The 24952-nt window shown below is 61.7% G+C and carries 22 protein-coding genes; 8 read left to right on the top strand and 14 right to left on the bottom strand.

Annotated features, from left to right (window positions below):
* The first annotated feature begins 6 nt into the window (after positions 1-6).
* On the top strand, positions 7-798 hold the full coding sequence (locus Q8S60_RS03820) for an enoyl-CoA hydratase/isomerase (protein WP_305277596.1): 792 nt from the start codon (positions 7-9) through the stop codon (positions 796-798).
* Positions 799-881: 83 nt separating this feature from the next.
* On the opposite strand, the gene Q8S60_RS03815 is transcribed toward Q8S60_RS03820, so the two are convergent.
* From Q8S60_RS03815 to Q8S60_RS03775, 9 genes are read right to left on the bottom strand one after another with little or no spacing between them, the layout of a single operon-like run.
* A complete protein-coding gene (locus Q8S60_RS03815; RefSeq protein WP_305277595.1) occupies positions 882-1256 on the bottom strand; it encodes a TfoX/Sxy family protein in 375 nt (124 codons plus the stop codon).
* Positions 1257-1259: 3 nt separating this feature from the next.
* Positions 1260-1607: an iron-sulfur cluster assembly accessory protein gene (locus tag Q8S60_RS03810; protein ID WP_305277594.1), complete on the bottom strand. Its 348-nt coding sequence runs from the start codon at positions 1605-1607 to the stop codon at positions 1260-1262.
* A gap of 23 nt (positions 1608-1630) precedes the next feature.
* Positions 1631-2023, bottom strand: a complete 393-nt coding sequence (locus tag Q8S60_RS03805) for an SUF system Fe-S cluster assembly protein (RefSeq protein WP_370867288.1) — start codon at positions 2021-2023, stop codon at positions 1631-1633.
* A gap of 10 nt (positions 2024-2033) precedes the next feature.
* Positions 2034-3278 (bottom strand): cysteine desulfurase, encoded by a 1245-nt coding sequence (locus tag Q8S60_RS03800; protein WP_305668379.1) that lies wholly within the window; start codon positions 3276-3278, stop codon positions 2034-2036.
* Positions 3275-4591: a Fe-S cluster assembly protein SufD gene (gene sufD / locus Q8S60_RS03795; protein ID WP_305277591.1), complete on the bottom strand. Its 1317-nt coding sequence runs from the start codon at positions 4589-4591 to the stop codon at positions 3275-3277. The genes Q8S60_RS03800 and sufD overlap by 4 nt, the downstream gene beginning before the upstream one ends.
* 2 nt (positions 4592-4593) lie before the next feature.
* A complete protein-coding gene (gene sufC, locus Q8S60_RS03790; protein ID WP_305277590.1) occupies positions 4594-5343 on the bottom strand; it encodes a Fe-S cluster assembly ATPase SufC in 750 nt (249 codons plus the stop codon).
* Positions 5344-5367: 24 nt separating this feature from the next.
* The gene (sufB, locus tag Q8S60_RS03785; protein WP_305277589.1) at positions 5368-6816 is read right to left on the bottom strand and encodes a Fe-S cluster assembly protein SufB; all 1449 of its coding nucleotides are present in this window, start codon (positions 6814-6816) and stop codon (positions 5368-5370) included.
* 1 nt (position 6817) lies between these two features.
* The gene (locus Q8S60_RS03780) at positions 6818-8035 is read right to left on the bottom strand and encodes a cysteine desulfurase family protein (protein WP_305668378.1); all 1218 of its coding nucleotides are present in this window, start codon (positions 8033-8035) and stop codon (positions 6818-6820) included.
* Positions 8036-8060: 25 nt separating this feature from the next.
* On the bottom strand, positions 8061-8540 hold the full coding sequence (locus tag Q8S60_RS03775; RefSeq protein ID WP_305277587.1) for an Rrf2 family transcriptional regulator: 480 nt from the start codon (positions 8538-8540) through the stop codon (positions 8061-8063).
* A gap of 308 nt (positions 8541-8848) precedes the next feature.
* On the opposite strand from Q8S60_RS03775, the gene Q8S60_RS03770 reads away from it, so the two are divergent.
* The gene (locus Q8S60_RS03770; RefSeq protein WP_305277586.1) at positions 8849-9505 is read left to right on the top strand and encodes an alpha/beta hydrolase; all 657 of its coding nucleotides are present in this window, start codon (positions 8849-8851) and stop codon (positions 9503-9505) included.
* On the opposite strand, the gene Q8S60_RS03765 is transcribed toward Q8S60_RS03770, so the two are convergent.
* Positions 9506-10618 carry an anhydro-N-acetylmuramic acid kinase gene (locus Q8S60_RS03765; protein WP_305277585.1) on the bottom strand — a complete coding sequence of 371 codons (1113 nt, stop codon included), beginning with the start codon at positions 10616-10618 and terminating at the stop codon, positions 9506-9508.
* Between the two features lie 84 nt (positions 10619-10702).
* Here Q8S60_RS03765 and tyrS point away from each other — a divergent pair, with 84 nt between their 5' ends.
* Complete coding sequence (gene tyrS, locus Q8S60_RS03760; protein WP_305277584.1) at positions 10703-11959, top strand: tyrosine--tRNA ligase; 1257 nt, start codon at positions 10703-10705, stop codon at positions 11957-11959.
* A 121-nt stretch (positions 11960-12080) separates the two neighbouring features.
* On the opposite strand, the gene Q8S60_RS03755 is transcribed toward tyrS, so the two are convergent.
* Together Q8S60_RS03755 and Q8S60_RS03750 are read right to left on the bottom strand one after the other, a co-directional pair.
* Positions 12081-13217: a ferritin-like domain-containing protein gene (locus Q8S60_RS03755; RefSeq protein ID WP_305277583.1), complete on the bottom strand. Its 1137-nt coding sequence runs from the start codon at positions 13215-13217 to the stop codon at positions 12081-12083.
* Between the two features lie 89 nt (positions 13218-13306).
* A complete protein-coding gene (locus Q8S60_RS03750; protein ID WP_305668377.1) occupies positions 13307-16600 on the bottom strand; it encodes an AsmA-like C-terminal domain-containing protein in 3294 nt (1097 codons plus the stop codon).
* Positions 16601-17063: 463 nt separating this feature from the next.
* Here Q8S60_RS03750 and bcp point away from each other — a divergent pair, with 463 nt between their 5' ends.
* The 5 genes from bcp to Q8S60_RS03725 all read left to right on the top strand — a co-directional run bounded on the left by bcp (position 17064) and on the right by Q8S60_RS03725 (position 21737).
* Positions 17064-17576 (top strand): thioredoxin-dependent thiol peroxidase, encoded by a 513-nt coding sequence (bcp, locus tag Q8S60_RS03745; protein WP_305277581.1) that lies wholly within the window; start codon positions 17064-17066, stop codon positions 17574-17576.
* A gap of 5 nt (positions 17577-17581) precedes the next feature.
* On the top strand, positions 17582-18400 hold the full coding sequence (locus Q8S60_RS03740) for a ferritin-like domain-containing protein (RefSeq protein ID WP_305277580.1): 819 nt from the start codon (positions 17582-17584) through the stop codon (positions 18398-18400).
* 140 nt (positions 18401-18540) lie between these two features.
* Positions 18541-19923 (top strand): peptidoglycan DD-metalloendopeptidase family protein, encoded by a 1383-nt coding sequence (locus Q8S60_RS03735; protein WP_305277579.1) that lies wholly within the window; start codon positions 18541-18543, stop codon positions 19921-19923.
* Between the two features lie 79 nt (positions 19924-20002).
* Positions 20003-20485, top strand: a complete 483-nt coding sequence (locus Q8S60_RS03730; protein ID WP_305277578.1) for a polymer-forming cytoskeletal protein — start codon at positions 20003-20005, stop codon at positions 20483-20485.
* Positions 20486-20897: 412 nt separating this feature from the next.
* Positions 20898-21737 carry a DUF3883 domain-containing protein gene (locus tag Q8S60_RS03725; protein ID WP_305277577.1) on the top strand — a complete coding sequence of 280 codons (840 nt, stop codon included), beginning with the start codon at positions 20898-20900 and terminating at the stop codon, positions 21735-21737.
* A gap of 499 nt (positions 21738-22236) precedes the next feature.
* Here Q8S60_RS03725 and Q8S60_RS03720 read toward each other — a convergent pair whose 3' ends face one another.
* On the bottom strand, positions 22237-23424 hold the full coding sequence (locus tag Q8S60_RS03720; protein ID WP_305277576.1) for an NAD(P)/FAD-dependent oxidoreductase: 1188 nt from the start codon (positions 23422-23424) through the stop codon (positions 22237-22239).
* Positions 23425-23819: 395 nt separating this feature from the next.
* Positions 23820-24948 (bottom strand): peptide chain release factor 2 gene (gene prfB, locus Q8S60_RS03715; RefSeq protein ID WP_305277574.1). Its coding sequence is split into 2 segments (ribosomal slippage): positions 23820-24878 and positions 24880-24948, totalling 1128 coding nucleotides; the frame shifts between segments, so codons are not numbered across the junction.
* Between the last annotated feature and the right edge of the window lie 4 nt (positions 24949-24952).

Here is a 24952-nt window from a genome sequence, read left to right as displayed (position 1 = left end):
AAAGCAATGGATTTCGAACGGGTCAGACTCGATATCGACGGCAGCGTCGGTACGCTGACGCTCAATCATCCGGAAGTCATGAACGCGGTATCACCCGAAATGCTGGGCGGCCTCATGCGGGCCATGGACACCGTGGAAGACGAGAAGAACGGAATTCGCTGCCTCATCATGACGGGCGAGGGACGAGGCTTCTGCACAGGAGCCAACCTGCAGGGACGCGGCGATAATTCCGGCGCACGGCCCGATGCCGGCTCCGCGCTTGAGACGATGTATCATCCGTTTCTGCGTCGCCTGCGCAACTTGAAGATGCCGTTTGTAACGGCGGTGAATGGACCGGCGGCCGGCGTCGGCATGAGTTTCGCGCTGATGGGCGATCTCGTGCTCTGTGCCCGTTCATCCTACTTCCTGCAGGCGTTCCGCCGCATCGGACTCGTGCCCGACGGCGGTTCGACATGGATACTGCCGCGCCTCGTCGGCAAGGCGCGCGCAATGGAACTCTCGCTGCTGGGCGAAAAGCTTCCCGCAGAGACGGCGCTTCAATGGGGTCTCGTCAATCGCGTTTTCGACGACGAGAGCCTGATCGGCGAAGCCAGGAAGCTCGCCGCCGATCTCGCGAACGGGCCGACCAAGGCACTCGGCATGATCCGGCAGCTTTATTGGGAGAGCACCGACAACACCTATGAAGAGCAGTTGAACCTCGAACGCCAGCTTCAGCGGACAGCCGGCAACGGGGAGGACTTCAAGGAAGGCGTGCGAGCCTTCCTTGAAAAGCGACCAGCGCAATTCAAGGGGAACTGAAATTCAGCCGACGATGCAGCTCGCGAGAAGCGCGAGGAACATGACGGCGATGAAAAGAAGAACATAAGGCATGACCGCGCGCTTCAGATTCCGGGGCGCGCGGTTTTCCTGCGCGCCGGCTGTGCCGATTTTGCGGCCAGCGCCGCATCCAGTGCCTTGCGCGCCCAGAGAACAAGCTCATCCGGATCGTCGTACAGACGCTCGGGCAATTCGTAGTAAGACATGGCGACCGTTTTGCCCGAAGGCGGCTCGTAGAGAAACGGTCCCATTTCCTCGGCTTCGAAGTCGGAGCGATTGCGCTCGTCGGCCTTCAGGAAAAGCGTTTCGCCCACAATGAGACCGAACATCAGATCGTCGAGATAGACGCCCGCGCCGCCGAACATGTTGCGAATGCGGACAGGCCCTAAAGGCCCAAGCTGATCGGCCACGAATTCCTTGTATTCATCGCTGACAGCCATGGCCTAGAGGGTGGCCGGCGTGATCGAAACGCTCTCGCCGCAGCCGCAAGCATCCGTCTGGTTTGGATTGTTGAAGCGGAATCCCGACGAGAACTTGTCTTCAGCGTAATCCATTTCGGTACCCAGCAGGAACAGGACGGCCTTCGGATCGATCAGAATTTTCACATCCCGATCCTCCACCACTTCGTCGAGCGGCTGCACGTCCTCGGCATATTCCATCGTGTATTCCATGCCGGCGCAGCCGCCGTTTTTCACCCCAATGCGCACGCCGATATACTTCCCGGCCGAGGCTGCCATGATTTCCTTCATGCGGGCCGCCGCAGTTTCCGTGAGTGTGATGGCCTTTGGCATGGATCTCGCCATATCGAGTACCTTCAATACATGTTGAGCGCGACGCGTGCTTCGTCCGACATCCGGCTCGGATCCCATGGGGGATCGAACGTCATGTTGACCCGCACATCCGCGATACCTTCGACGGTTCGCACCGCATCCTCGACCATGACCGGCATCGTGCCGGCCACGGGACAGCCGGGCGCCGTCAACGTCATGTCGACCACGACGTCCCTATCGTCTGAAATGTCGACCTTGTAGATGAGCCCGAGTTCATAAATATCAACGGGAATTTCGGGATCGTAGACCGTCTTCAAAGCGGCAATGATGTCGTCGGTGAGCTGTGCAAGCTCTTCCGGTGGAATGGCGGAGGCATGCGGCGACCCGGCGGCCGGCGCCGGCTCTTCCGTTCCAATCATGTTCGCATCCTCGGACATGCCGCGATCCTTATCCAAAGAACTTCTTGCTGTCGATGAGCGCCTCGGCGAGGCGGTCCACCTCTTCCAGCGTGTTGTACATCGCAAAGGAGGCACGGGTCGTGGCGCCGACGCCGAACCGCTCCATGACCGGCTGCGCGCAATGATGGCCGGCACGAACCGCAACCCCCGCCCTGTCTATTACCGTCGCAATGTCGTGCGGGTGTGCGTTCTCCATCACGAACGAAACGATGCTGCCTTTCGATTTCGTCGTACCGATGATGTGCAGACTGTTGATCTCGGAAAGGCGACGCGTCGCATAGTCCCGCAGTTGCGCCTCATGAGCCGCGATGTTGTCGCGTCCCACCGATTCAATATAGGAAAGCGCGGCGCCCAGGCCAATGGCCTGAACGATGGCAGGCGTGCCGGCTTCGAAACGGTGCGGCGGTGCGGCATAGGTAATATTGTCGAGGCCAACCTCGCGGATCATCTCACCGCCGCCGCGATAGGGTCGCATCGCCTTCAGATGCTCGATCTTGCCGTAGAGAAGACCAATACCCGTGGGTCCGTAGAGTTTGTGGCCCGAGCAGACGAGGAAGTCGCAATCGAGGTCGCGAACGTCGGTCGGCATATGGACGACGCCCTGGCAGCCGTCGACGAGAACCGGCACGCCATGCTCATGTGCGGTCCGGATCATCGCCTTGATGGGCGTTATGGTGCCGAGCGCATTCGACATCTGGGTCAGCGCGACCATCTTCGTACGGGAGCTGAAGAGCTTTCCGTAGGCCTCAATATCGAGGTCGCCTTCATCCGTCACCGGCACGTATTTCAATACCGCTCCGTGGCGCTCGCGGAGGAAATGCCACGGCACGATGTTCGAATGATGCTCCATGACCGAGAGAATGATTTCGTCGCCCGGCTTTATCCCTGGCTCCGCAAATGAGGAGGCTACGAGATTGATCGCGTCGGTTGCGCCGGAGGTGAATACAATCTCATCCGTCGATGTAGCATTGAGAAAACGCCGAGCCGTTTCGCGCGCCTGCTCGAATTTCTCGGTTGCCGCGTTTGACAAATAGTGCATTCCACGATGCACATTTGAATATTCGTTGGAATAGGCGTCCGTCACCGCGTCGATCACCGACCTCGGCTTCTGAGCGGAGGCGGCGTTGTCGAGATAGACGAGTGGCTTGCCGTAGACCTCCCGGGACAGAATGGGAAAATCGGCGCGAACTCTCGCCACATCGTAGGTACCGGTTTCAAGAACGGGGCTGTTCATGCCCGGGCCTCCGCAAACCAGTCGTCCGTCAACGACTTGAGCGCATTTCTCGCCATTTCGTGCGGCACCAGATCGAGAGCTTCATCGAGAAAAGCCGAGATCAGAAGCTGGCGAGCCTGAAGCTCAGGTATGCCGCGCGAGCGCAGGTAGAATATCGCGTCGCGAGAGAGTTCGCCGACGGTGGAGCCATGTGCGCATTGCACGTCGTCGGCATAGATTTCCAGCTCCGGCTTGGCGTTCATCGCCGCGTTGCGCGACAGCAGCAGCGCCTGCGTCATCTGCCGGCCATCCGTTTTCTGCGCATGCGGGCGCACGATGACCTTGCCCTGGAAAACGCCTTCCGAAGAATCGTCCAGTACGCCCTTGAAGAGCGTATGGCTGGTGCAGCCCGGCACGGCGTGATCGATGACGCAGAACTGGTCGGAATGCTGTGTGCCTCTGAGCGCATAGGCGCCATTCACATGGGCTTCGGCGCCCTCGCCCGCGAAAAGCACAAAATTCTGCCCGCGCGAGACGCCGCAGCCAAGCGTCAGCGTGAAGCTCGTGAAATGGGCGCTTGCTTCAAGACGCGTGCGCATCGTCGCCAGATGGACAGCGCCCGTCGCTTCATCCTGAAGTTTCAGATGACCGAGCCGCGCACCTTCCGCGAGGGAGACGTCCGTCACGATATTGGCAAAGCCGGCTTCGGCACCGACATGCGTCTCGAAGATGGTCGCTTCCGCTTCGTTCTCGATCAGAATGAGGTTGCGCGTGTGGGACGCACCGGCATCGGCCGTGAAAAACAGCAGATGAAGCGGCTTGTCGAGCTTCACACCCTTGCGAATGCGCAGACATGCGCCGTCGTTCATCAAGGCCGTATTGAGGTCAACAACATTCTCGGCCTGGCGGCCATCGTCGAGACGGCGCTCGACGAGATCCCTTGCCCATTGTTCATGAACTACATCGACGAGCGGATGCAACTCGACACCCTTAGGCAACCGCGACGTATGGGAGAGGTCCGCGCGATAGCGACCATTGACGAAAACGACCGTATACCGGTCGATCGCGGCGAATGCGGCGGCTGACCGGCTGTCGGGCAAAATGACAGCCCCCTCATGCGCCGGAGCCGGCGCAAAGGCGGCCTTCTCCAGCACCTGGCGAAGATCCGTATACTTCCATTCCTCGAGACGGCGGTGCGGCAGCCCGGCTTCCGCGAATGCCTTCACGGCCGTCTCGCGGCGGCGCGAGAGCCAGCTATCTGCGCCGGGAAGGCGGGCTTGCGTCCGCTCATAAGTCTCGATGAAGTTCTGCGTTGCCTTTTCAGTCATATTCATGCTCACGCGGCATCCGCGCCATAGGCGGCGTAGCCGGACTTCTCGAGTTCATGCGCCAGTTCCTTGCCGCCCGTCTTCACGATGCGGCCCTGCGAAAGGACGTGCACCACATCCGGCACGATATAGTCCAGAAGGCGCTGATAATGCGTGATCACGACCATCGCCCGATCGGATGAACGAAGAGCGTTGACGCCGTCGGCGACGGTCTTGAGTGCGTCGATGTCGAGCCCGGAATCGGTTTCATCAAGCACAGCGAGCGCGGGTTCGAGCAGCGACATCTGCAGAACCTCGGCACGTTTCTTTTCGCCTCCTGAATATCCAACATTCAGCGCACGCTTCAGCATGTCGTCGGAGACATTGAGCGGTTTCGCCTTTTCGCGCACGAGCTTCAGGAAACGCACGGCGTCGAGTTCCCCCTCGCCCCGCGCCTTGCGCTGCGCGTTGAGCGCGGTCTTGAGGAAGGTCATGGTGGTGACGCCTGGAATTTCGAGCGGATACTGGAAGGCCAGAAAGATGCCGGCTGCCGCACGCTCGTCCACACCCATTTCCAGAAGATCGCGCCCTTTGAAGCGGACCGATCCTTCCGTCACTTCATAGCCTTCGCGGCCTGCAAGGACATAGGAGAGCGTCGACTTGCCGGAACCGTTCGGGCCCATTATGGCGTGCACTTCGCCCGCACGGACATCAAGGTCGATTCCCCTCAGAATCTCCTTTCCATCCACAGTTACGTGCAGGTTTCGAATCTCAAGCATACTCGTTTCTTTCACGTTCAAGCGTCAGCCGACGCTTCCTTCAAGACTGATACCGACGAGCTTCTGCGCCTCGACGGCAAATTCCATCGGCAGTTGCTGCAGCACATCGCGGCAGAAACCGTTGACAATGAGTGCGACCGCTTCCTCTTCGCCAATCCCGCGCTGCATGCAATAGAAAAGCTGGTCATCGCTGATCTTCGATGTCGTCGCCTCATGTTCCAGCACGGCAGTTGGATTTTTCGTTTCAATATAGGGGACGGTGTGTGCGGAACAGCGGTCGCCGATCAACAGGCTGTCGCACTGCGTGAAGTTACGAACGTTCTCCGCCTTGCGGTGGACACTGACGAGGCCCCGATAGGTGTTCGAGGAGTGGCCTGCGGCAATACCCTTCGAGATGATACGACTCGTCGTGTTGCGGCCGAGATGTATCATCTTCGTGCCGCTGTCGACCTGCTGGTGGCCATTCGAGATCGCGATCGAGTAGAATTCGCCGCGCGAATTGTCACCGCGCAGGATGCAGCTCGGATATTTCCAGGTGATGGCCGAGCCCGTTTCAACCTGTGTCCAGGAAATCTTCGAATTCACGCCACGGCAATCGCCACGCTTCGTCACAAAATTGTAGACGCCGCCCTTCCCTTCCTCATCGCCCGGGAACCAGTTCTGCACCGTCGAGTATTTGATTTCGGCATCATCATGGGTAACGAGCTCGACGACGGCCGCATGAAGCTGGTTCTCGTCGCGCTGAGGCGCCGTGCAACCTTCAAGGTAACTCACATATGAGCCCTTGTCGGCGATGATCAGCGTGCGTTCAAACTGGCCCGTCTGCTTCTCGTTGATGCGAAAATAGGTCGACAGCTCCATGGGGCAGCGAACGCCCTCGGGAATGTAGACGAAAGAGCCTTCCGAGAAGACCGCTGAATTGAGCGTCGCGTAGAAGTTGTCCGAGGTCGGTACGACCGAACCCAGATATTTCTTCACGAGCTCGGGATGCTTTTGCACTGCCTCCGACATCGGGCAGAAAATGACGCCAACTTCGGCGAGCTTCTCCTTGAAAGTCGTTACAACCGACACGCTGTCGAAAACCGCATCCACGGCAACGCCGGCCAGCATCTTCTGTTCTGTAAGCGGGATGCCGAGCTTTGCATAGGTTTCGAGGAGCTTCGGATCGACCTGGTCCAGGCTGTCGAGCTTCGCCATCTGCTTCGGTGCGGAATAGTAGTACGCATCCTGAAAGTCGATCGGCGGATAGGTCACCTTCGCCCAGGTCGGCTCGGTCATGGTAAGCCAGCGGCGGAAGGCGGCAAGACGCCATTCGAGCAACCACTCAGGCTCGTTCTTCTTCGCGGAAATGAAACGAACCGTGTCTTCCGTCAGACCCAGCGGAGCCTTCTCGGACTCGATGTCCGTGAAGAAGCCATATTTGTACTTCTCCACCTCACCAACGGTCTCGACGGTTTCCCGTACGGCAGCCATATCAACTCTCCAATGCCGCAAGCCGGGGCGTTTCCCGCCTGCCTGCGGTTACATTCATGCTTACAGTTGCGGGGGTCTTCCCGCGAAGGCGGGCATAGACCCTCAACCAGCTTTCGACAAAGCGATCGACATCCTCCGGTTCGCTTGACCAGCCAAGGCTGACGCGAATGGCACCGCGCGCAATATCCCACTCGACCCCCATCGCCTCGAGCACACGCGGACGGCCAATCTTGCCGGACGAACATGCCGCACCGGCGCTGACGGCGACGCCGTCAAGATCGAGAGCCATCAGCAATGTCTCTGCGTCGAGGCCCGGTGCCGAAAGATAGCTGGTATTCGGCAGGCGTTCCGCATCGCGGCCGAAGAACACCGCGTCGGGCGCCATATCGGCGATGCGGGCTTCGATACGGTCGCGCAACGCAGTCAGCCTTGCAAATTCTTCCAGTCCGGCGAGCGCGGCGCGGGCGGCCGCGCCGAAGCCCGCGATCCCCGAAACGTTCTCACTGCCGGCACGGCGGCGCATTTCCTGACCTCCACCCACGGCGAGGGGAGCGAATGGCAGACCATTGCGAACGACCAAAGCGCCTACACCCAGCGGTGCACCGATCTTGTGGCCGCCCAGCATCAACATGTCCGCACCGAGCAAGTCGAAATCGACCGGCACCTTGCCTACTGCCTGCACGGCATCGCACAGCAGCGATGCGCCAATCTCGTGCGCCAGCCGCGCCGCTTCCGCAACAGGCTGAAGGACGCCAGTCTCGTTGTTCGCCAGCATCAGCGCAACGAGCGACCGCTTCTCCGATCCCGCAAGTAGCGCCTTGAGTGCCGTCAAATCCAGCCGGCCATTGCCATCGACCGGCACTATTTCCACGGGCAAACCGGCCCCCTCGGCGGAGGCCAGCACCGCGTCATGTTCGACCGCGGAGACGATCAAGCGCTCAACGCCCTGGGCGACCCTCGCTGAATGGAACGCCAAGCGTGCCGCCTCGGTACCCCCACTCGTGAAAATCACCTCAGCGGTTCTGGCGCCGGCAAGCGCCGCGACATCCGCCCTCGCGTCTTCCACAAGAGCGCGGGCTGCCCTTCCCTCGGCATGGATCGATGACGGATTACCCAGAACATCCAGCGCGCGCAGCACCGCCGCCCGCGCTTCGGGGCGCAGGGGCGTTGTCGCATTGTGGTCCATATAGGCGCGCTTCATCGTCTTCGCCTTCAGCATTCCGGCCAAGTGATCGAGGATACCGTTAATCGGCTGCGTTCGCCGCGATGCCGCTCGCTCCGCTGCGACGGGTATCGAAACCCGACCGGGCGGCAATACGTCCGTCGATCACATCGCCCAGCGAGACCGAACCGAGATAAACCTGAATCTGGTGGCTGAGCCCCTCCCATAGATCATGGGTGATACAGCGCCCGGACGACGGCAGACAACCTTTCGGCGAACCCAGATCACAGCGCGTTGCCTTGATCGGTTCGTCTACGGCCAGGATCACATCGGATATGCGGATTTCGTCTGCACTGCGGGACAGGAGATATCCGCCTCCCGGCCCCCGAACGCTCTTTACCAGCTCGCCCCGCCGCAACTTCGCAAAAAGCTGCTCCAGATAAGACAGGGAAATCTCCTGCCGGTCGGCGATCTCAGCGAGCGCCACGGGGCTACCGCTGGAATGACGCGCCAGATCGGCCATCGCCATCACGGCATAGCGTCCCTTTGTGGTGAGCTTCACGGGCCAACTCCTTCATGACAGTGGCAAAAGGCGGTCAAAAGCTTGCACAACCGGCCGTCGCCTGTGTTAAGAACGTGCGCCCCGACACCGACAACCGCCCTTCTCGCGCAATGAGCGCGGATGCGGACCAGTGTTAAGGCCTCAGGCGCTAGGCCTTAGGATTTCCGAGCGTCTTAGTCAACTACTTAGCATCTCGTGACAGATTTTCCAGAGGAATCGGCGGATAGCGGCTGATATTTCTCCTACACCCATGGTAGGAGATCGATCGAACCGGCCCCGGGGCCCTACAGATTGAGACAGACCCAGACATGCCTGAAGTGATTTTCAATGGTCCTGCCGGCCGTATCGAGGGCCGCTACCACCACAGCAAGAAGGCCAATTCACCCGTTGCACTGGTGCTGCATCCTCATCCGCAGTTCGGCGGCACCATGAACAATCCCGTCACTTATGCCCTGTTTCAGGCATTCGTGAACCGCGGGTTTTCGGTGCTCCGCTTCAATTTCCGCGGTGTCGGACGGAGCCAGGGCGCCTTCGACTCCGGAATCGGGGAGCTTTCGGACGCGGCGGCGGCGCTCGACTGGCTGCAGTCGCAGAACCCCGACGCCTCACAGTGCTGGATCGGCGGCTTCTCTTTCGGCGCGTGGATAGCCATGCAGGTGCTGATGCGGCGCCCGGAGATCGAAGGCTTCATATCGGTCGCCCCGCCCGCCAACATGTACGATTTCTCGTTCCTTGCTCCGTGCCCGTCTTCCGGCATCATCATCAATGGCGGTACCGACCAGGTTGCGCCGCAGGCGGACGTGCTGAAGCTTGTCGAGCGGCTGAAGACGCAGAAGGGCATCACCATCGAGCATGCCTCAGTCGAAGGCGCGAACCATTTCTTCGAAAACCAGCTGGAACCGCTGGCGGTCATGGTCGGTGCTTATCTCGACAAGAGACTTGCAGCAGCGCCGGAAAAATCCTGATTATCCGCCGGATGAGCCTGCCCTGTGGAGTTGCCCCCCTCGGGTCGGCTCCGGCACGCCCGTCGTGGTCGGCAGGCTGAGCGGAAGGCCTCGCAACGAGCGGGCGGCGAGATAGGCGAAAGCCTCGGCCTCGACATCGTCACCTCGCCAGCCCAGGTCTTCAGCCGGCAATACGCCGCCCTGAAGTCGTCTGCTCAGCATCGACATCAGCACCGGGTTGTGTCGCCCGCCTCCGCAAACGATGAAGCGCGAAGGAACGCCCGGCACATGGGCGAGGCCACGGGCAATCGCCTCGACAGTGAAGGCGGTGAGTGTTGCGGCGCCGTCGGGGGGAAGCAGGTGCTTTACCGCGTCCGGCGAAAAGGAGAAGCGGTCCAACGACTTCGGCGGTGGTGCGTCGAAGAAGGCGTGCTCCATCAGCGCTTCGAGCGCATCCATGTCGACCTCGCCCGCCGCGGCGAGCGAGCCGTCCCGATCCACCGGCTCACCGGTATGCGCAAAAGCCCAATCGTCGATCAGAGCGTTTCCGGGGCCCGTATCGAAGGCGAGGAGCGTGCCGTCGGTACCCACATAAGTAATATTCCCGACGCCGCCGATGTTGATGAGGGCGACCGGCTCCGTGATACCCGCGCTTCTGACCAATGCTTGATGATAAAGCGGCACCAGCGGTGCGCCCTGCCCTCCCGCCGCGACGTCCGCGCTGCGGAAATCGTTCACGACGTCGATTCCGGTCAATCGGGCCAGGACGTCGCCGAGGCCGATCTGAACCGTACGGCGGCGCTCCGGTTGGTGCAGCACGGTCTGGCCATGAAAGCCGATCACGGAAATGTCGGCAGGCTTCAAACCCGCTTCATTCAGAAGTGAACGGACCGCCAGCGCGTTTGCGAGCGTCAGATGCCGCTCCGCCTCCACAACCTCTTCCGGCATCGGCTCGCCGGGCTCCCAACTCTTCGCTGCCTCCAGAGCCAGGCTGAGCAAAAGACGCTCCTCCGGCTTGTAAGCCACGGCAAGCGAGGGGCCCGAGCGCACGGCGCCTTCGCCATCCGTCTCTATGATGGCGGCGTCGATACCGTCGAGCGAGGTGCCGCTCATAAGCCCCAAAGCACGAATCATGGGTGTTTGTCCGTTTTTCCCTCAGCCAAAGCGTGATACACCAGCCGCGCATTCCAGCCTATCCGAAACCCCGAGCCCGTGAAGATGTCCAATTTCAAATCCGACTTCCTGCGCGAACTCGAAGCGCGCGGCTTCATCCACCAGCTTTCCGATGCCGACGGCATCGACGAAGCGGCGGCTGAGAAGATCGTCACGGGGTATATCGGGTTCGACGCGACGGCGCCGAGCCTTCATGTCGGCAGCCTTGTCCAGATCATGATGTTGCGCTGGCTCCAGAAGACCGGGCACAAGCCGATTGCGCTGATGGGCGGGGGCACGACGCGGATCGGCGATCCGAGCTTCCGCGACGATGCACGTCCCCTGCTGACGGATGAAAAGATCGACGAGAACCTGGCCGGCATCAAGGCGGTGTTCGCCAAATTCCTGAATTTTGGTAACGGCAAGACCGACGCCGTCATGGTCAACAATCGCGACTGGCTGGACGATCTGCGGTACATCGATTTTTTGCGTGACTATGGCCGCCATTTTTCGGTCAACCGCATGCTGTCCTTCGACAGCGTGAAGCTGCGGCTTGAGCGGGAACAGAACCTTTCGTTCCTCGAATTCAATTACATGATCCTGCAGGCTTATGACTTCGTGGAGCTGAACCGCAAACATGGCTGCACCCTGCAGATGGGCGGCTCCGACCAGTGGGGAAACATCGTCAATGGCATCGAGCTGGGGCGGCGCACTGACGGCGCATCCCTGTTCGGGCTCACGAGCCCGCTGCTCACCACCTCCTCCGGCGCGAAAATGGGCAAGACGGCGGCCGGCGCCGTGTGGCTGAACGAGGACATGCTGTCGCCCTACGACTATTGGCAATACTGGCGGAATGCCGAAGATGCCGATGTCGGGCGCTTCCTCAAATTATTCACCGAGCTACCGCTCGAAGAAATCAAGCGCCTCGAAAAGCTCAAAGGCGCCGAGATGAACGAGGCCAAGAAAATTCTCGCGACCGAAGCGACCGCGATGGCACATGGCCGCGCAGCCGCGGAAAAAGCGGCGGAAGCCGCGCGTACCGCTTTTGAAGAAGGCGCCATCAGTGCCGATCTGCCAACCGTGGAAATCGACGCCGGTGCATTTGACACCGGTCACGGACTTCTCAACGCGCTCGTTGAAGCGGGACTATGTGCTTCCACGAGCGATGCGCGCCGCCAGATCAAGGGCGGCGCCGTGCGTGTCAACGATGTGGCTGTGGCCGACGAGAGGATGGTGCTCCACCGGCAAAGCCTTACCGGAGACGGCGTCGTCAAGCTCTCGCTCGGCAAGAAGAAGCATGTGCTGCTGAAGCCAAAGGCCTGAGCGAAAGAAATAAGCCCTCTCCGTTTCCGGAGAGGGCCTCTTCCTGAACGCTCCCTTATTTCTTGGTCTTTTTCTTTCTTCTTGTTGTCGCGTTCTGCGGCTATTGGCTGCCGCTTGGCTCCTACTCGGCGGCGGTTGCACCGCTGAGGGCGAAGACGGCATTGCTGCCGCCGGCGCCGTTGATCTGCTGGAGATACTTGATGCCCTCTTCGGCAATGTCATCGCCGACCATTCGGTCTCCCTCGCCATAGAGTTCGGCCATATCCACATAAGCGGCATACATTGGCGCTGTGCGGCTCGTGACGATGCCCGCCTTGACGAGTGTCTTGATGAGCACGCGGAAGACGTTGGTCGACTCCTGAAGCTCACGGCGCATGTTCTTGTCGGTCAACGCCTCCGCGAGAGCGCCCTGTACCCAGCGCCAATCGAGGCCGATCTTCTCGTAGATTTCCTTCTTCTGTTCCGGTCCCGTGGAGTTGCGCATGAGCGTCATGAAGACTTCAAGTGCCCAATCCTCGATGAGATCGCGCTCCGCCGCCGGCAGGTTCGGCACGGTCCGATCCGCCCAGATCTTCCCGAACTTGTGGTGGAACGCCTCGTCCGTCATGACGAGCTGCATGAGACGGCGCATCAGCGGGTCGTTCGTCTTGGCGTAGAAGGTCGCGAAGGTGCCCATAGCGAGCCCCTCGACGATCATCTGCATGCCGACGAGTTTCTTCCAGACGAGCGGCGTCGCGACGATCTCGCAGAGCAGCTTTTCAAGCACGACGCCGCAGGGCTTGGGCTTGCCCCAGCGGGCCTGCACATAGTTGGCGAAACCGGTCACATGGCGCGCTTCCTCGCGCGTCTGGTTCGCGGCGTACTCCTGCGCACCCGGATCTTTCAGGATGTGACAAAGACTTGCAGAGAGAGCCAGCGCACCTTGCTCACCATGCAGTATCGACGACATGGTCCAGCGGACACTTTCGTTGACCAGATAAATCTTCTGCTTGTCGTCCAGTTTGTCGGAAACGGCCGTCTTCAACTCCATATTGAAATCGGCCGGCATCAACAACTCGTTGTCGAGGTCCCAGGGTTGCGTGTAGTCGATATACTTGCTGTCCAGCGGATCCCAGAAATGGTCGTGGGTTGCCGAGATGATCTTGTCGAAGGCCGTGGAACGGTTGCCATAGCGGTCGACTTCCATCATCGCCGGGAAATCGTCCGGCGCCACCGCTTCATAGGCGGCGTCCGTCGTCATCTTTTGATTGGTGGACATAGGCTCCTCCTCCGCTGTCCGATCAATTCCAGATGAAGCAATAGTCATATGCGGAGCTTTGCTCCGCAATCTAAAAATGCCGCCGAATGCTAATTTTGCACTGCGGGAGGCACAGAGCGCTCCAATTCGGGGGGCCCCTCCTGTGCTTGCGCAGCATCCGCAGGCGGAGAGGGCTCGGCCTCCGGAGACGCTCCTTCCCTGCGGCCTGTTCCGGATTCGGATGGCATCGTGCTGCCGAACTCGAATATTCGCCGCAGAAAACCGGGGGCGATGGCCGAAAGGGGGTTCACCACGACGGTGGGATCATCCGCTTTTCCACGGACGCTATAAGTAATGGCGAAAATACCCTCACCTTCGCGCCCGACAATCAGCGGGCCAAGTAACGGCACCTGTCCCAGAAACGAATTGATCGTATAGGCGGGCACGAGTGTTCCCTCCATATCGACCAGATCGGCTGACCGATCAATCTGACCGTTCATTGTAAGGCCGATCGCCGGACCGGACATACGTGCGTCATCAATGCGGATTCGGCTTTCCGTAACAGTGAAAGGCATTTCCAGGCGGTTGAAGAGAATGCCCTCGCCGCGCAGCGTGTCGCCGATGCCGGTGAGCGAACCGAGGGTGAGGATGCTTGCCAGCACGGGCGCATCGACAATGCGGAAATTTTCGATGGTCACCGTACCCGCGAGGGGCGAGCCCGGCTTTCCGTCATCGTAGCTACCCGACGCCGACAAAATGCCGCCCCGCACACTTCGCGTAAAATCGAGTGCGCGAAAGACATTGCCGGCGTCGTTGGAGGCAACGGCGAGGGACCGGACGCCGCTGGCGTCCGGTCCGATTTTCAAAGTGAGGGGCGTGCCACCCTGATCGACGGCGTCGATATCCATCGACCACATGCGGCCGTCGACCTCCACCATGTCCACGCGAACATCGTTGAAGCTTGTATCGTTATGCCCGGTCGCCTGTGTCAGGTGGGCGCGGAGCGTACTGCGGCGAAGTGGATCGCCCGCTTCAACTCCACTCAGAAGCGGCTGAGGCTCTCCCGGAACATTTCCCGCCTCTTCCGCGTCTCTTCCAGAGAAGAGATCGCCAAGGATACCGCGGGCATCGAATCTCGCGCCTGTGACATCCATGGCGAGGGCGGCATCCTCGCTGGCCTGCGCGACGAACGCAAAATCATTATGCGCGCCGAGCTTCACGACGGGAAAATTAGCGGCGACCATGCGCCCGTCGTCACCGAGCGTGATCGACCCGCTGGCTTCGATGCCGTCGCCCGTCAGAGAAAAACCGGAGATGCGATAACCGCCGTCTTCGAGAAACGCGATGTCGAACGCAGTGACGGCGACGGTGCCAGCCTTCTTCCACCATCCGGCCTGATCAAGCTTCACGATGCTGTCCGTCAGATCGGCCTTGATCGACGCCCGATTGACGCTGCGCCCATCGCCCATCAACGTGGCATCGATAGTCGCGGAACCGGCGAGGAAATCGTCGAGGCGCAATCCGAGTGCCGCACGACCGGGATCGTCAAGATCGCCGCGCAGCCGGTAGGTCGAACTCGGGCTGGCTTCGCGTTTGAAATTCTCCCGCCACTCAAGCTCGAGCGGCGCGGCATTGTTGATGCTGATCGGCCCCTTCGCGGAAAGCCCGGTCCGTGTGACGTTCACGTCGAGCGTGCCCGATGTAACCGAAATGCCCCTTTGAATATCGGGAATGGCGACATTTTCCACGTGGGCGACGCCCGAGACCTCAACCTGATCCATCGTGACGTCCTTCACGAGGGGAAGGGAGATCTTGCCGGTAAGCCTGCCGGTTCCGCCGATACTGCGCGGGTCGAGACCAAACTCGCTGATGAGGGTGAGCGGCTCGTGGTCCAGGAGGCTCAGGATATCGGCGGTCGCGCCGCCGGCGGTGAAGGAGATGTGCCCCGGCGCTCCCTTGATATGAATTCTGTCGTCGTAAAAATGCCCGTCACTGACTGCTATGTCGCCCAAACCCTGCTGGCGAATGACCGCCGAGGACACCCAGGCATCGAACCGGACGCCCTCGACAAGGCCACGCGCTTCCACATTTTCCATTGGCGGCATTTCGCCCAAATATTTCATGGTCGCGCCGCTGGCCGAAAATTCGAAGCGCAGGCTCTCTTTCGGTATCGGCTTATGGTCCTCCATGTCCGCGATCATGCCCCCCGCCAAATCGATGTCGAAGGCACCGCCGGTTACCGTGCCACCGGACAGGTTCTTGTCGACCCATACGCGCGCACCCTTTGCGAGCGGAAGCGGCCAGATCGCGGTTAGTTCGTCAAACGGCATCGGCTGGATCACACCCGCGACCTTGATCGCAGGAGAGCGCTCGGCGTCCGCGATGCTACCCGACAGCCGAAGGCCCCCGCCGCCGGCGCCAATAAAAAGCTCCTCGACATCGGCATGCAATGCATCAAAGTCGATGTCGGCCTTCAGCCGCGCCGCGTCCAGATCGACCGGCCCCTCAAAAAATTCGGGTACCTCAGTATGCAACCGATCGGCGACAAGGTTCACGACGGCGGAAGCGATATTCAAGCCGTCGCCCATGCGATAATCCATCGTGCCCTTGAGCGATGCCTCGTGCGGTCCCGCCTTGAATGAAAGCTCTTCGAATTCGAGGCGCCGCGCGACACCGTCAAGATTGATTTCGCCTTGCGCCTTCTCGAGTGGGATCGTAGCCGCCCAGGGTTCCGGCAGATTGATCTCGCCCTGCCCTGCGCGCAGTGAAAGATGAGCGGAATGGAGTGAGCCGTCCGTGTTGATTTCCAAACTGCCTTCGGCGGTAATCGGCGCATCGAAAATGGCATAATCCGCGAAAACAGGCGACATACGCGCCAGAGCCGCCGGCACCAGTTTCGTCGCGCTAGCCTGAATGTGCGCCCTGTCCTCCCCCGTCGGCAAAATGCCATTCATTTCCAGCTGCGCTGTCGTGTCGCCGATCACGACCTCGGCGCTCAATACACCGGCGAGGCCCTCCTTCCCTCGCGATATCTCCAGACGTGCGGACGGGGCGTCGAAGCGCACACCGTTCACCTCATCGATGAAACGCAGTTTGCCCTGTCGAATACCGAGACGTTTGAGATAACCGAGCTGCGACGAGCGGTCGTCGTCCGCCACCAACGCTTCGAGCATTGGACCTATGAGTGATGCCGCCTCCGGATCGGGCTGCTCATCCGCACGGGCGAGCGCTAGCGTGATGCCCGTTCCCGGCCGGCGGAGAATTGTCGCCCTCACGCCGTAGAGATCGATTGCTGTGGGCGCCAACATGCCCCGAAAGAGGGCGGGCACGCTCAAATCGAAGGCAAGTTGAGGCACCCTGGCGATTGCGTTGCCGTCCGCGCCTGTAAGCCGGACGTCGGTCAACCGCAGCGAGAGCTCGCGCTCCTCAGCCGCCCAAATGAGGACCGTGTCTCCAATATGGAGCGCTCCGCCCTGGAGCGCGGGATGGGCCGCGTCCTCGATCATCTGGTTGAGGATCGAAACGGAAACGGGGCCGGCCGAAAGACGCCAGGCGAGAACGGCAAGCAGGACCGTCGTCACTGCGACGGCAGCGCCGATAATCTCCAATGCAATCTTACTGGTCCGACGGATCAAGAAACGCTGTAGCTCCTCTCGCTCGCCGCGCCATGGAAATCGCACAATGAGGCGAAAGCGAGTCAGCCCTTTCTAGCCGTTGGCCCGGTCCAAGTCTGCAAAATTGGCGTCCCGCGAAGGATCGGCGGATATCAGCCTTAACGCGTCTGGCTTCCCCGAGGCATCCCTATCATATTGGCAATGTTTATGCGGCGGCGGCGTAACGGCCCCGCGAGACCCGATGGAGGCCCGAATGGCGAAAACGGCAGCACCGAAGACTACGAGAACGGCAAAGGCCGACGGAATTCCGGCTGAAGGCAGGAAAGCGCCGCCCTTCTCCCTTCCGGCAGATGATGGCACGACCGTCACGCTGAAAGGGCTCGCCGGCAAAAAGGTAGTTCTTTACTTCTACCCGAAGGACGACACCCCCGGATGCACGACCGAGGGTATCGAGTTCAGCGCCCTCAAGAAAAAGTTCGATGCCGCCGGTACAATCGTGCTCGGCGTTTCGAAGGATCCGATCGAGAAGCACTGCAAGTTCCGCGATAAGCACAACCTGACGGTGCGCCTTCTGTCGGATGAAGAGGGAAAAGTGCTTGAGGCTTATGGCGTCTGGGGTGAAAAGAGCCTCTATGGCCGTAAGTTCATGGGCATCAACCGCGTGACTTTGCTTATCGACGAGAAGGGTGTGGTGAGGAAGGTTTGGCCGAAGGTCAAAGTAGCCGGTCACGCCGAGGAAGTGCTCGCCGCCGTCAAAGAGATTTAGGCCCCTTGGAACTCCCCGCCAAAGCATCCGTCGGCTCTCTTGCAGAGGCCGCACGCGGCGTACTTCTTTGTGCGAATGCCGATGAAAAGGCGCGTCATGCGCGAAGCGTTGCCGCCGCGTGGCGAGCGGGGGCGCTGACGGCCGGAGCCGGGAGTTCGATGCCCGGCCGCCCGGGCCGGCCCGAGCGGCCTGTACTGCTGCCGCCGCGAGACATGCCGCGCCGAAGCTTCAAAGGCGCGCGGGGCCGCGTCGCCCTTCTGCATTCCCTTGCCCATATCGAACTCAACGCGATCGATCTCGCTTTCGACCTCGTGGGCCGCTTTTCGATGGAGCCGCTGCCACGTGCCTTCTTCGACGACTGGATTGCCGTAGGTGACGATGAGGCACGGCATTTCGGCATGCTGCAGGCACGTCTGGGATCGCTCGGCGCGCGCTATGGCGATCTGCCGGCTCATGACGGGCTCTGGCAGGCGGCCGAAGAGACATGTCACGATCTGCTGGCGCGTCTTGCCGTTGTACCGATGGTGCTGGAGGCGCGCGGCCTCGATGTGACTCCCGCCATGATGGAACGGCTGGAAAGAACCGGAGACACCGAAAGCGCCGATATTCTCAAAACGATCTACACGGACGAACAGCGCCATGTGCAGGCAGGCGCGACATGGTTCCGGTTTCTCTGCGCTGAGCGCGAACTCGAACCGGAAGAGACATTCCAACATCTCGTTCGCCGTCATTTCAGGGGCGCACTTAAACGGCCATTCAACGCGGCGGCGCGCGACAAGGCGGGGCTTCCGGCGCGCTACTACGAACCCCTCGCGCGGGACTGACGGGTCTGTGCATGCGTTAGCGCTATGGTAAATTCATATTAACCATTAACTTCGAAACCAGACACGAGTATGTTGTCAGCCTGTGCCAAATTGGGGTGATATAGGCACTTACAACAGGGGGCTATGGGGCATTGAGGGGCATGCACCAACGGTCGGGCTGGGCCGATAAATTCCGCAATTTTGTGCGGCATATGTATGTGGAGCGGCAGATTTATATCCGCAGCCACGGGCATGTGCAGTTCATATCGCTGTCGCCGCTGACGCAGACGGTTTTTGCGGCGATCGCGTTCGTGTTCCTGAGCTGGATCGCGTTTTCTTCGGTGAACGTGGTTTTCAAGGAGCAGATCATCGCGGCGAAGGACCGCCGCTACGTCAAAATGCAGTCCGCATACGAAGAGCGGATGGCGCAGTTGCAGTCGGCTTACGACGAGCTCAACGGCCAGCTGGTCATTACCGAGGAGCGCTTCCTCGCGACCACGCGGCAGCTCGAGGACAAGCACAAGCAGCTCTCGGCCCTGATGAGCCAGCGCCAGACGGCCGGTTCGCAGCTCGAAACCATGCGCCGCCGTTACGCCGCCACCCTGCACGGCCAGGGCGAGGGCGAGGCCAGCAGCAATACCGTACTGATGCGCGTCGACGAGCCCTCCGAGGGTCCCGACCTCGTGCCGACGACCGAGCGTCCGCAGCGGGCCGCCGAACTGGAGCGTTTCGTCATCGAAGCCGCAGATAACGGCGCTTTTTTCGACATTACCGGCCTCGCCGGCGCCGAAGGCGGCGCCCAGAACGGCACGGTGTCGCAGATCGACACGCGGCTTTCCCGCCTCGACCACGCCCAGCAGGGCTTCATCAACAATGTCGAGGAAATCACCGACCGCCGTGTCAGGGAGCTCAAATCGATCATCAGCATGACGAAGGTGATCGATCCGGACGAGCTTCTGAAGCGCGGCAGCAAGGCCCGGGGCGACGCGCAGGGCGGCCCCTTCATCAGCCTGGCGGGTTCCGACGCGCTGGCCGGCGGGGAGGATGAAACGAGCTTCCAGCGGCAGATCTTCAGGGTGAGCGAGAACCTGAAGAAAATGGCCGATCTTGAGGATTCCATTGCCAGAATGCCGCTTGCCGAACCGCTCGTTTCGTACCGCAAGACGAGCAGCTACGGGGCCCGCCGCGACCCCTTCAACGGCCGCATGGCGTTCCACTCGGGCGAGGACATGGCGGCCAGCTACGGCGCCACGGTGTTCGCGCCGGGGGCCGGCACGGTCAGCTATGCGGGCTGGAAGGGCGGCTATGGCCGGGTCGTCGAAATCGACCACGGGAATGGTTTCCGGACGCGCTACGGGCACCTGGGACGGATCGACGTCAAAGCTGGCCAGAAAATTGCATTCCGTGAGGTCATCGGCAAAGTAGGGTCTTCTGGCCGCAGCAGCGGGCCCCATCTTCACTATGAGGTCTGGTTCGACGGTATCGTCCGCAACCCCTCCAAGTTCATTGAGGCAGGGCATTATGTTTTCGCGAAGCAAGGATAAAGACACCGAAAAAGCACCGGTTCCCGCCGCATCCGCGCCCGTTTCAGCGCCCGGCGGCAGCAACAGCCGGCGCCCGAGCGTGAGAACGGCACCGTCGATCATCTCAAGCGATCTGGTGGTGCATGGCAATCTGGTCGCCACCGGCGACATCCAGATCGACGGCACCGTGGAAGGCGATATCCGCAGCCAGTCGCTGACGATCGGCGAAAAAGCGTCGATTACCGGCGAAGTGGTGGCGGAAGACATCGTGATCCGCGGCCGCGTGATGGGCACGATCCGGGGACGGCGCGTGCAGCTCTCTTCCACCTGTCATGTCGAAGGCGACATCCTGCACGAGGCGCTGGCCGTGGAAACGGGCGCGTTTTTCGAAGGAAACTGCCGCCATTCCGACGATCCGATCAGCCAGGCGGCACCGGCCCGCACGACGACGGCACCCCGCCCGGGCGGCGCACCGCTGCTCGGCGACCTGCCGCGCGCAACGCCCCGCCCCGCCCCGACCGGCGACAGCCCGGTCGTGGTGAACGACGGCGGCGTGGTGGTGAAACGGCCGGCCGCGCAGTAAGCACGGCTACGGCATTTCGAGCGATTTCGGGAGCGGGGACAACGCAAGTTGTCCCCGTTTTCGCGTCCGCTGTCATCGAACTGTCAAAAATCTGTCACAAACAGCTTCGGGGGACCGGGGAGACCGCCGGCGGGACGCCGCGCGCACGCGCAGCAACGACCGGGCGCGTGCACGGGCGCGTGCATGGGCATGTACGTTTACACCGGCCGTCACGTCGAGAGGTACATCGGGAAGGACGCCCGGGCGTGCGGACCAGCGTGCGCCCGCTTATCCCCTGTGTGAGGAAATCTCACGGGTCGCGGGTGGGGGACGCGCGGCAGGGATTTGGCACGCGGAGACGGAAGTCAGGACTGGCCGGTTTTACAGGCCCGCGCCTTCTGCCTAACCTGGCCGGGCGACAGGCGAGGGGTGGATGGCGGCGAGCGACCGGACAGGCGAGGACTGGAACGAGCAGGAAATCGACCTGATCGTCGCCGACTATTTCGACATGCGCGACAAGGAGCTTCGCGGCGAGCCCTATGTGAAGGCGCAGCGCAATGCCGAGTTGCAGAAGCTGACGGGCCGGTCGAAAGGCTCCATCGAATTCAAGCACCAGAATATCAGCGCCGTTCTGATGACGCTCGGCGAGCCGTGGATCGCCGGCTACAAACCGGCAATGAATTTTCAGAAGGCATTGATCGGCGGCGTCGAACGGTTTCTCGACCGTCGCGGCGAAATTGCGCTCCCATTGCCCGCAAAGGAAATGGTGCTTGCCGAGCAGGGTGCGCTTTTCATCGGCGAAGCGCCGCAAAAGATCGAGCGGCCGGAGGATTCAAACCCCGCGCTTGCCCGCCTCGTGCGCAAGTTCGATCCGGCGGCGCGCGACGAACGCAACCGCGCGCTCGGGCGGCTTGGCGAAGAGCGGGTATTGAAATCGGAGCAGGCGCGGCTGCGCGGCGAAGGCCGCGACGATCTCGCGCGCAAGGTGCGCTGGGTGGCGCAGGAGGAAGGCGACGGCGCGGGCTACGACATTCTTTCCTTCACCGCGCGCGGCGAGGAACGCTTTCTCGAAGTGAAGACGACGGCTGGACATATGCAGACGCCCTTCTTCATTTCACGCAACGAGAAGGCGTTTGCCGAGGAGCGGCCTGACGGTTTCCGGATTTTCCGGCTCTACGATTTCGCGAAAGACGCCAAGGCCTTCAAGATCGCGCCGCCGCTGGAGAGCCAGCTTATTCTCGACGCGGCGAATTATCGGGCGTCGTTCCGGTAGGCTTCGGCTGCATTGCGCGGTATCAACTCTTCATGCCCGTCGCAAAGACGTGGATGGCCCGCATAAAGCGGGCCATGACGTTTTGGGTTATGAAATACGGCGCTCCGGCAATCGAACCCGCTTGACCGAACAACAAAGGACCTAACCCCGCAATGACGATGTTGGGAAAGCGGGTTCGGGCATCATTATTGCTGCGGCAAGAGGCGCTGCGAGTGGGCCCCGGCGTTCGCCGGGGTGACACCTTTGGGTGGGACGCGCGGCGGTTTTGGCGGCGGAAGAGTCTTTGTGAAGAGAGACGCCGCGCGAGGCGCGGCTTCTGGATTGCTTCGCTTCGCTCGCAATGACGATGCTGGTGCCGGTGGGTGGCGCCCCCCTCACCCTTCCCGCCTTTGGGGGGCCCGGCCCTTCGCTTCGCTCCGGGCGTTCGAGGACGAAAAGGTCCACTGGACTTTTTCTTATGTCCTCTCACCCCTCTCCCCGGGGGGAGAGGGAGTGAAGGTCAGACCGCCTTCCCGGCCGCAAACCCCGACGACCAGGCCCATTGGAAGTTGAAGCCGCCGAGGTGGCCGGTGACGTCGACGACTTCGCCGATGAAGAAGAGGCCGGGGATGTCGCGGGCTTCCATCGTCTTTGACGAGAGGGCGCTGGTGGCGACGCCGCCGGCGGTGACTTCGGCGGTGCGGAAGCCTTCGGTGCCGGCGGGGACGATGCGCCAGCGGTTGACGGCATCGGCCAGCGCGCGGAGGCGGAGGTCGGAGAGGTCGGCCACCCTGCCCTGCACGTCGGCGAGCGCGCAGAGGCGGTCGGCGAGGCGCTTCGGCAGCAGGCGGGAGAGGACGGTTTCGACATCCTGCTTCGGCTGGGCGGTGCGGGCTTCCTTCAGGAAGGCGAAGACGTCCGTGCCGGGCGCAAGGTCGACGGTGATTTCGCGGCCGGGCGCCCAATATGACGAGATCTGCAGGATGGCGGGGCCGGAGAGGCCCTTATGCGTGAAGAGCAGCGCCTCGGCGAAGCGCGTCTTGCCGCAGGCGACGGTGGCGTCGGCGGCGACGCCCGCCAGACCTTCGAGGCGGGACTTCAATTTTTCGTCGAAGACGAAGGGGACGAGCGCGGGACGCGGCTCGACGAGCGGGAGCCCGAACTGGCGGGCGATGTCGTAGCCGAAGCCGGTGGCGCCCATTTTGGGGATCGACTTGCCGCCGGTGGCGATGACGAGCGAGGCGCAGGCGAGCGGGCCTGCATCCGTTTCCACGCGGAAGCCGGTTTCGGATTTTTCGACGGCGGTTATTTTCGTCCGCAGGCGGATCGTCACGCCCGCCTTCTCGCATTCATCGAGCAGCATGTCGATGATCTGTTGCGAGGAGCCGTCGCAGAATAGCTGGCCAAGGGTTTTTTCGTGCCAGGCGATGCCGTGGCGGTTTACCAGCGCGATGAAATCGTGCTGCGTGTATGACTTGAGCGCGGAGATGCAGAAGGAGGGGTTTTCGGAGAGGAAGTTTTTCGGCGCGGTGTGGAGATTGGTGAAATTGCAGCGGCCGCCGCCGGAGATGCGGATTTTCTCGCCGGGCGCGGCGGCATGGTCGAGCACGAGGACGCGGCGGCCGCGGCGGCCTGCTTCAGCCGCGCAGAAGAGGCCGGCGCCGCCCGCGCCGAGGATGATGACGTCGAAGGCGGACGGAGTGGGCATGGGAGTCCTTTTTGGTTGCGAAAAACGGATAAGAGGGATTGCACCGACCTCTTCCACAAATGTCACCCCGGCGAAAGCCGGGGCCCACTCGCAGCGTCTCTTGCCGCAGCAAAGAGAGAATGAATGGCGTTCACGCCGCGCATAGCTTTTTCTTGCTGAGGGAACCAATGGGCCCCGGCTTTCGCCGGGGTGACACTGGTTTTTTTGGGATGCAGTGCCACCCTGCCCTTCGCATGGCTCAGGGCGTTCGAGGCTCGAAAAGGTCCAGCGGACCTTTTCGTTCGCTACGCGAACCGCCTCTCACCCCCTCACCCTTCCCATTGATCCGGCTCCGCCGGTCCAATGGGCCCCTTCCCTCTCCCCCAGGGGAGAGGGAGTTAGGCCGAGCTTCGGACCTAGTCGATGTCCTCGACGGATTCGACGCCGCCTTTGACGCGGGCGGCGAGGGCGGCGGCCATGAAGGGGTCGAGGTCGCCGCCGAGGACGCCGTCGGTGTCCGAGGTTTCGACGCCGGTGCGGAGGTCCTTCACCATCTGATAGGGCTGGAGAACATAGGAGCGGATCTGGTGGCCCCAGCCGATGTCGGTCTTGCCGGAGGCCTGCGCGGCGGCGGCATCTTCGCGCTTCTGGAGTTCGGCCTCGTAAAGCCGCGCGCGCAGCATGTCCCAGGCGGTGGCGCGGTTCTTGTGCTGCGAGCGTTCGTTCTGGCAGGCGACGACGATGCCTGTCGGGATATGGGTGATGCGGACCGCGCTGTCGGTCGTGTTGACGTGCTGGCCGCCGGCGCCGGACGAGCGATAGGTGTCGATGCGGACATCGGCCTCGCTCACCTCGATGTCGATCTTGTCGTCGACCACCGGATAGACCCAGACGGAGGAGAAGCTGGTGTGGCGGCGCGCCGCACTGTCGTATGGCGAGATGCGGACGAGGCGGTGGACGCCGGATTCGGTTTTCAGCCAGCCGAAGGCGTTGTGGCCCTTCACGAGGATGGTGGCCGACTTGATGCCCGCTTCTTCGCCTTCGTGGCGCTCCATCAGCTCGACCTTGTAGCCCTTGCGCTCGGCCCAGCGCGTATACATGCGCAAGAGCATCTGCGCCCAGTCCTGGCTTTCGGTGCCGCCGGCGCCGGCATGGATTTCGACATAGGTGTCGTTGGCGTCGGCCTCGCCGGAGAGCAGCGTCTCGATCTCGGCCTCGGCGGCGACGTCGCGCGCGGCCTTGAGCGCGGCTTCGGCTTCCGCGACGATGGCGGCATCGCCTTCGGCCTCGCCCATTTCGATCAGTTCGAGATTGTCGTTGAGGCTCGCCTCGAGCGCGCGGTAGCGGCCGATCGCTTCCTCGAGGCGCGTGCGCTCGCGCATCATGTCCTGCGCGGCGGCGGGATCGTTCCAGAGATCGGGGTCTTCGGCTTTGGCCGTCAGTTCATCGAAACGGCGAAGGGCAGCATCCCAGTCAAAGATGCCTCCTCAGCAGCGCGAGCGACTGCTTGATTTCATCGGCGAGGACTTGCGTTTCGGCACGCATGGCG

The sequence above is a fragment of the Parvibaculum sp. genome (assembly GCF_030694575.1).
Taxonomy (GTDB): domain Bacteria; phylum Pseudomonadota; class Alphaproteobacteria; order Parvibaculales; family Parvibaculaceae; genus Parvibaculum.
This window is presented reverse-complemented; position numbering and strand designations above follow the sequence as displayed.

Coding starts and splice junctions, on each gene's coding strand:
- sufC (WP_305277590.1), bottom strand. CDS start 5,343: ATGCTTGAGATTCGAAACCTGCACGTAACTGTGGATGGAAAGGAGATT.
- Q8S60_RS03720 (WP_305277576.1), bottom strand. CDS start 23,424: ATGCCCACTCCGTCCGCCTTCGACGTCATCATCCTCGGCGCGGGCGGC.
- Q8S60_RS03805 (WP_370867288.1), bottom strand. CDS start 2,023: ATGTCCGAGGATGCGAACATGATTGGAACGGAAGAGCCGGCGCCGGCC.
- Q8S60_RS03735 (WP_305277579.1), top strand. CDS start 18,541: ATGCACCAACGGTCGGGCTGGGCCGATAAATTCCGCAATTTTGTGCGG.
- Q8S60_RS03755 (WP_305277583.1), bottom strand. CDS start 13,217: ATGTCCACCAATCAAAAGATGACGACGGACGCCGCCTATGAAGCGGTG.
- sufB (WP_305277589.1), bottom strand. CDS start 6,816: ATGGCTGCCGTACGGGAAACCGTCGAGACCGTTGGTGAGGTGGAGAAG.
- Q8S60_RS03815 (WP_305277595.1), bottom strand. CDS start 1,256: ATGGCTGTCAGCGATGAATACAAGGAATTCGTGGCCGATCAGCTTGGG.
- sufD (WP_305277591.1), bottom strand. CDS start 4,591: ATGAATATGACTGAAAAGGCAACGCAGAACTTCATCGAGACTTATGAG.
- bcp (WP_305277581.1), top strand. CDS start 17,064: ATGGCGAAAACGGCAGCACCGAAGACTACGAGAACGGCAAAGGCCGAC.
- Q8S60_RS03810 (WP_305277594.1), bottom strand. CDS start 1,607: ATGCCAAAGGCCATCACACTCACGGAAACTGCGGCGGCCCGCATGAAG.
- Q8S60_RS03820 (WP_305277596.1), top strand. CDS start 7: ATGGATTTCGAACGGGTCAGACTCGATATCGACGGCAGCGTCGGTACG.
- Q8S60_RS03780 (WP_305668378.1), bottom strand. CDS start 8,035: ATGCTGAAGGCGAAGACGATGAAGCGCGCCTATATGGACCACAATGCG.
- Q8S60_RS03800 (WP_305668379.1), bottom strand. CDS start 3,278: ATGAACAGCCCCGTTCTTGAAACCGGTACCTACGATGTGGCGAGAGTT.
- tyrS (WP_305277584.1), top strand. CDS start 10,703: ATGTCCAATTTCAAATCCGACTTCCTGCGCGAACTCGAAGCGCGCGGC.
- Q8S60_RS03725 (WP_305277577.1), top strand. CDS start 20,898: ATGGCGGCGAGCGACCGGACAGGCGAGGACTGGAACGAGCAGGAAATC.
- Q8S60_RS03765 (WP_305277585.1), bottom strand. CDS start 10,618: ATGATTCGTGCTTTGGGGCTTATGAGCGGCACCTCGCTCGACGGTATC.
- Q8S60_RS03770 (WP_305277586.1), top strand. CDS start 8,849: ATGCCTGAAGTGATTTTCAATGGTCCTGCCGGCCGTATCGAGGGCCGC.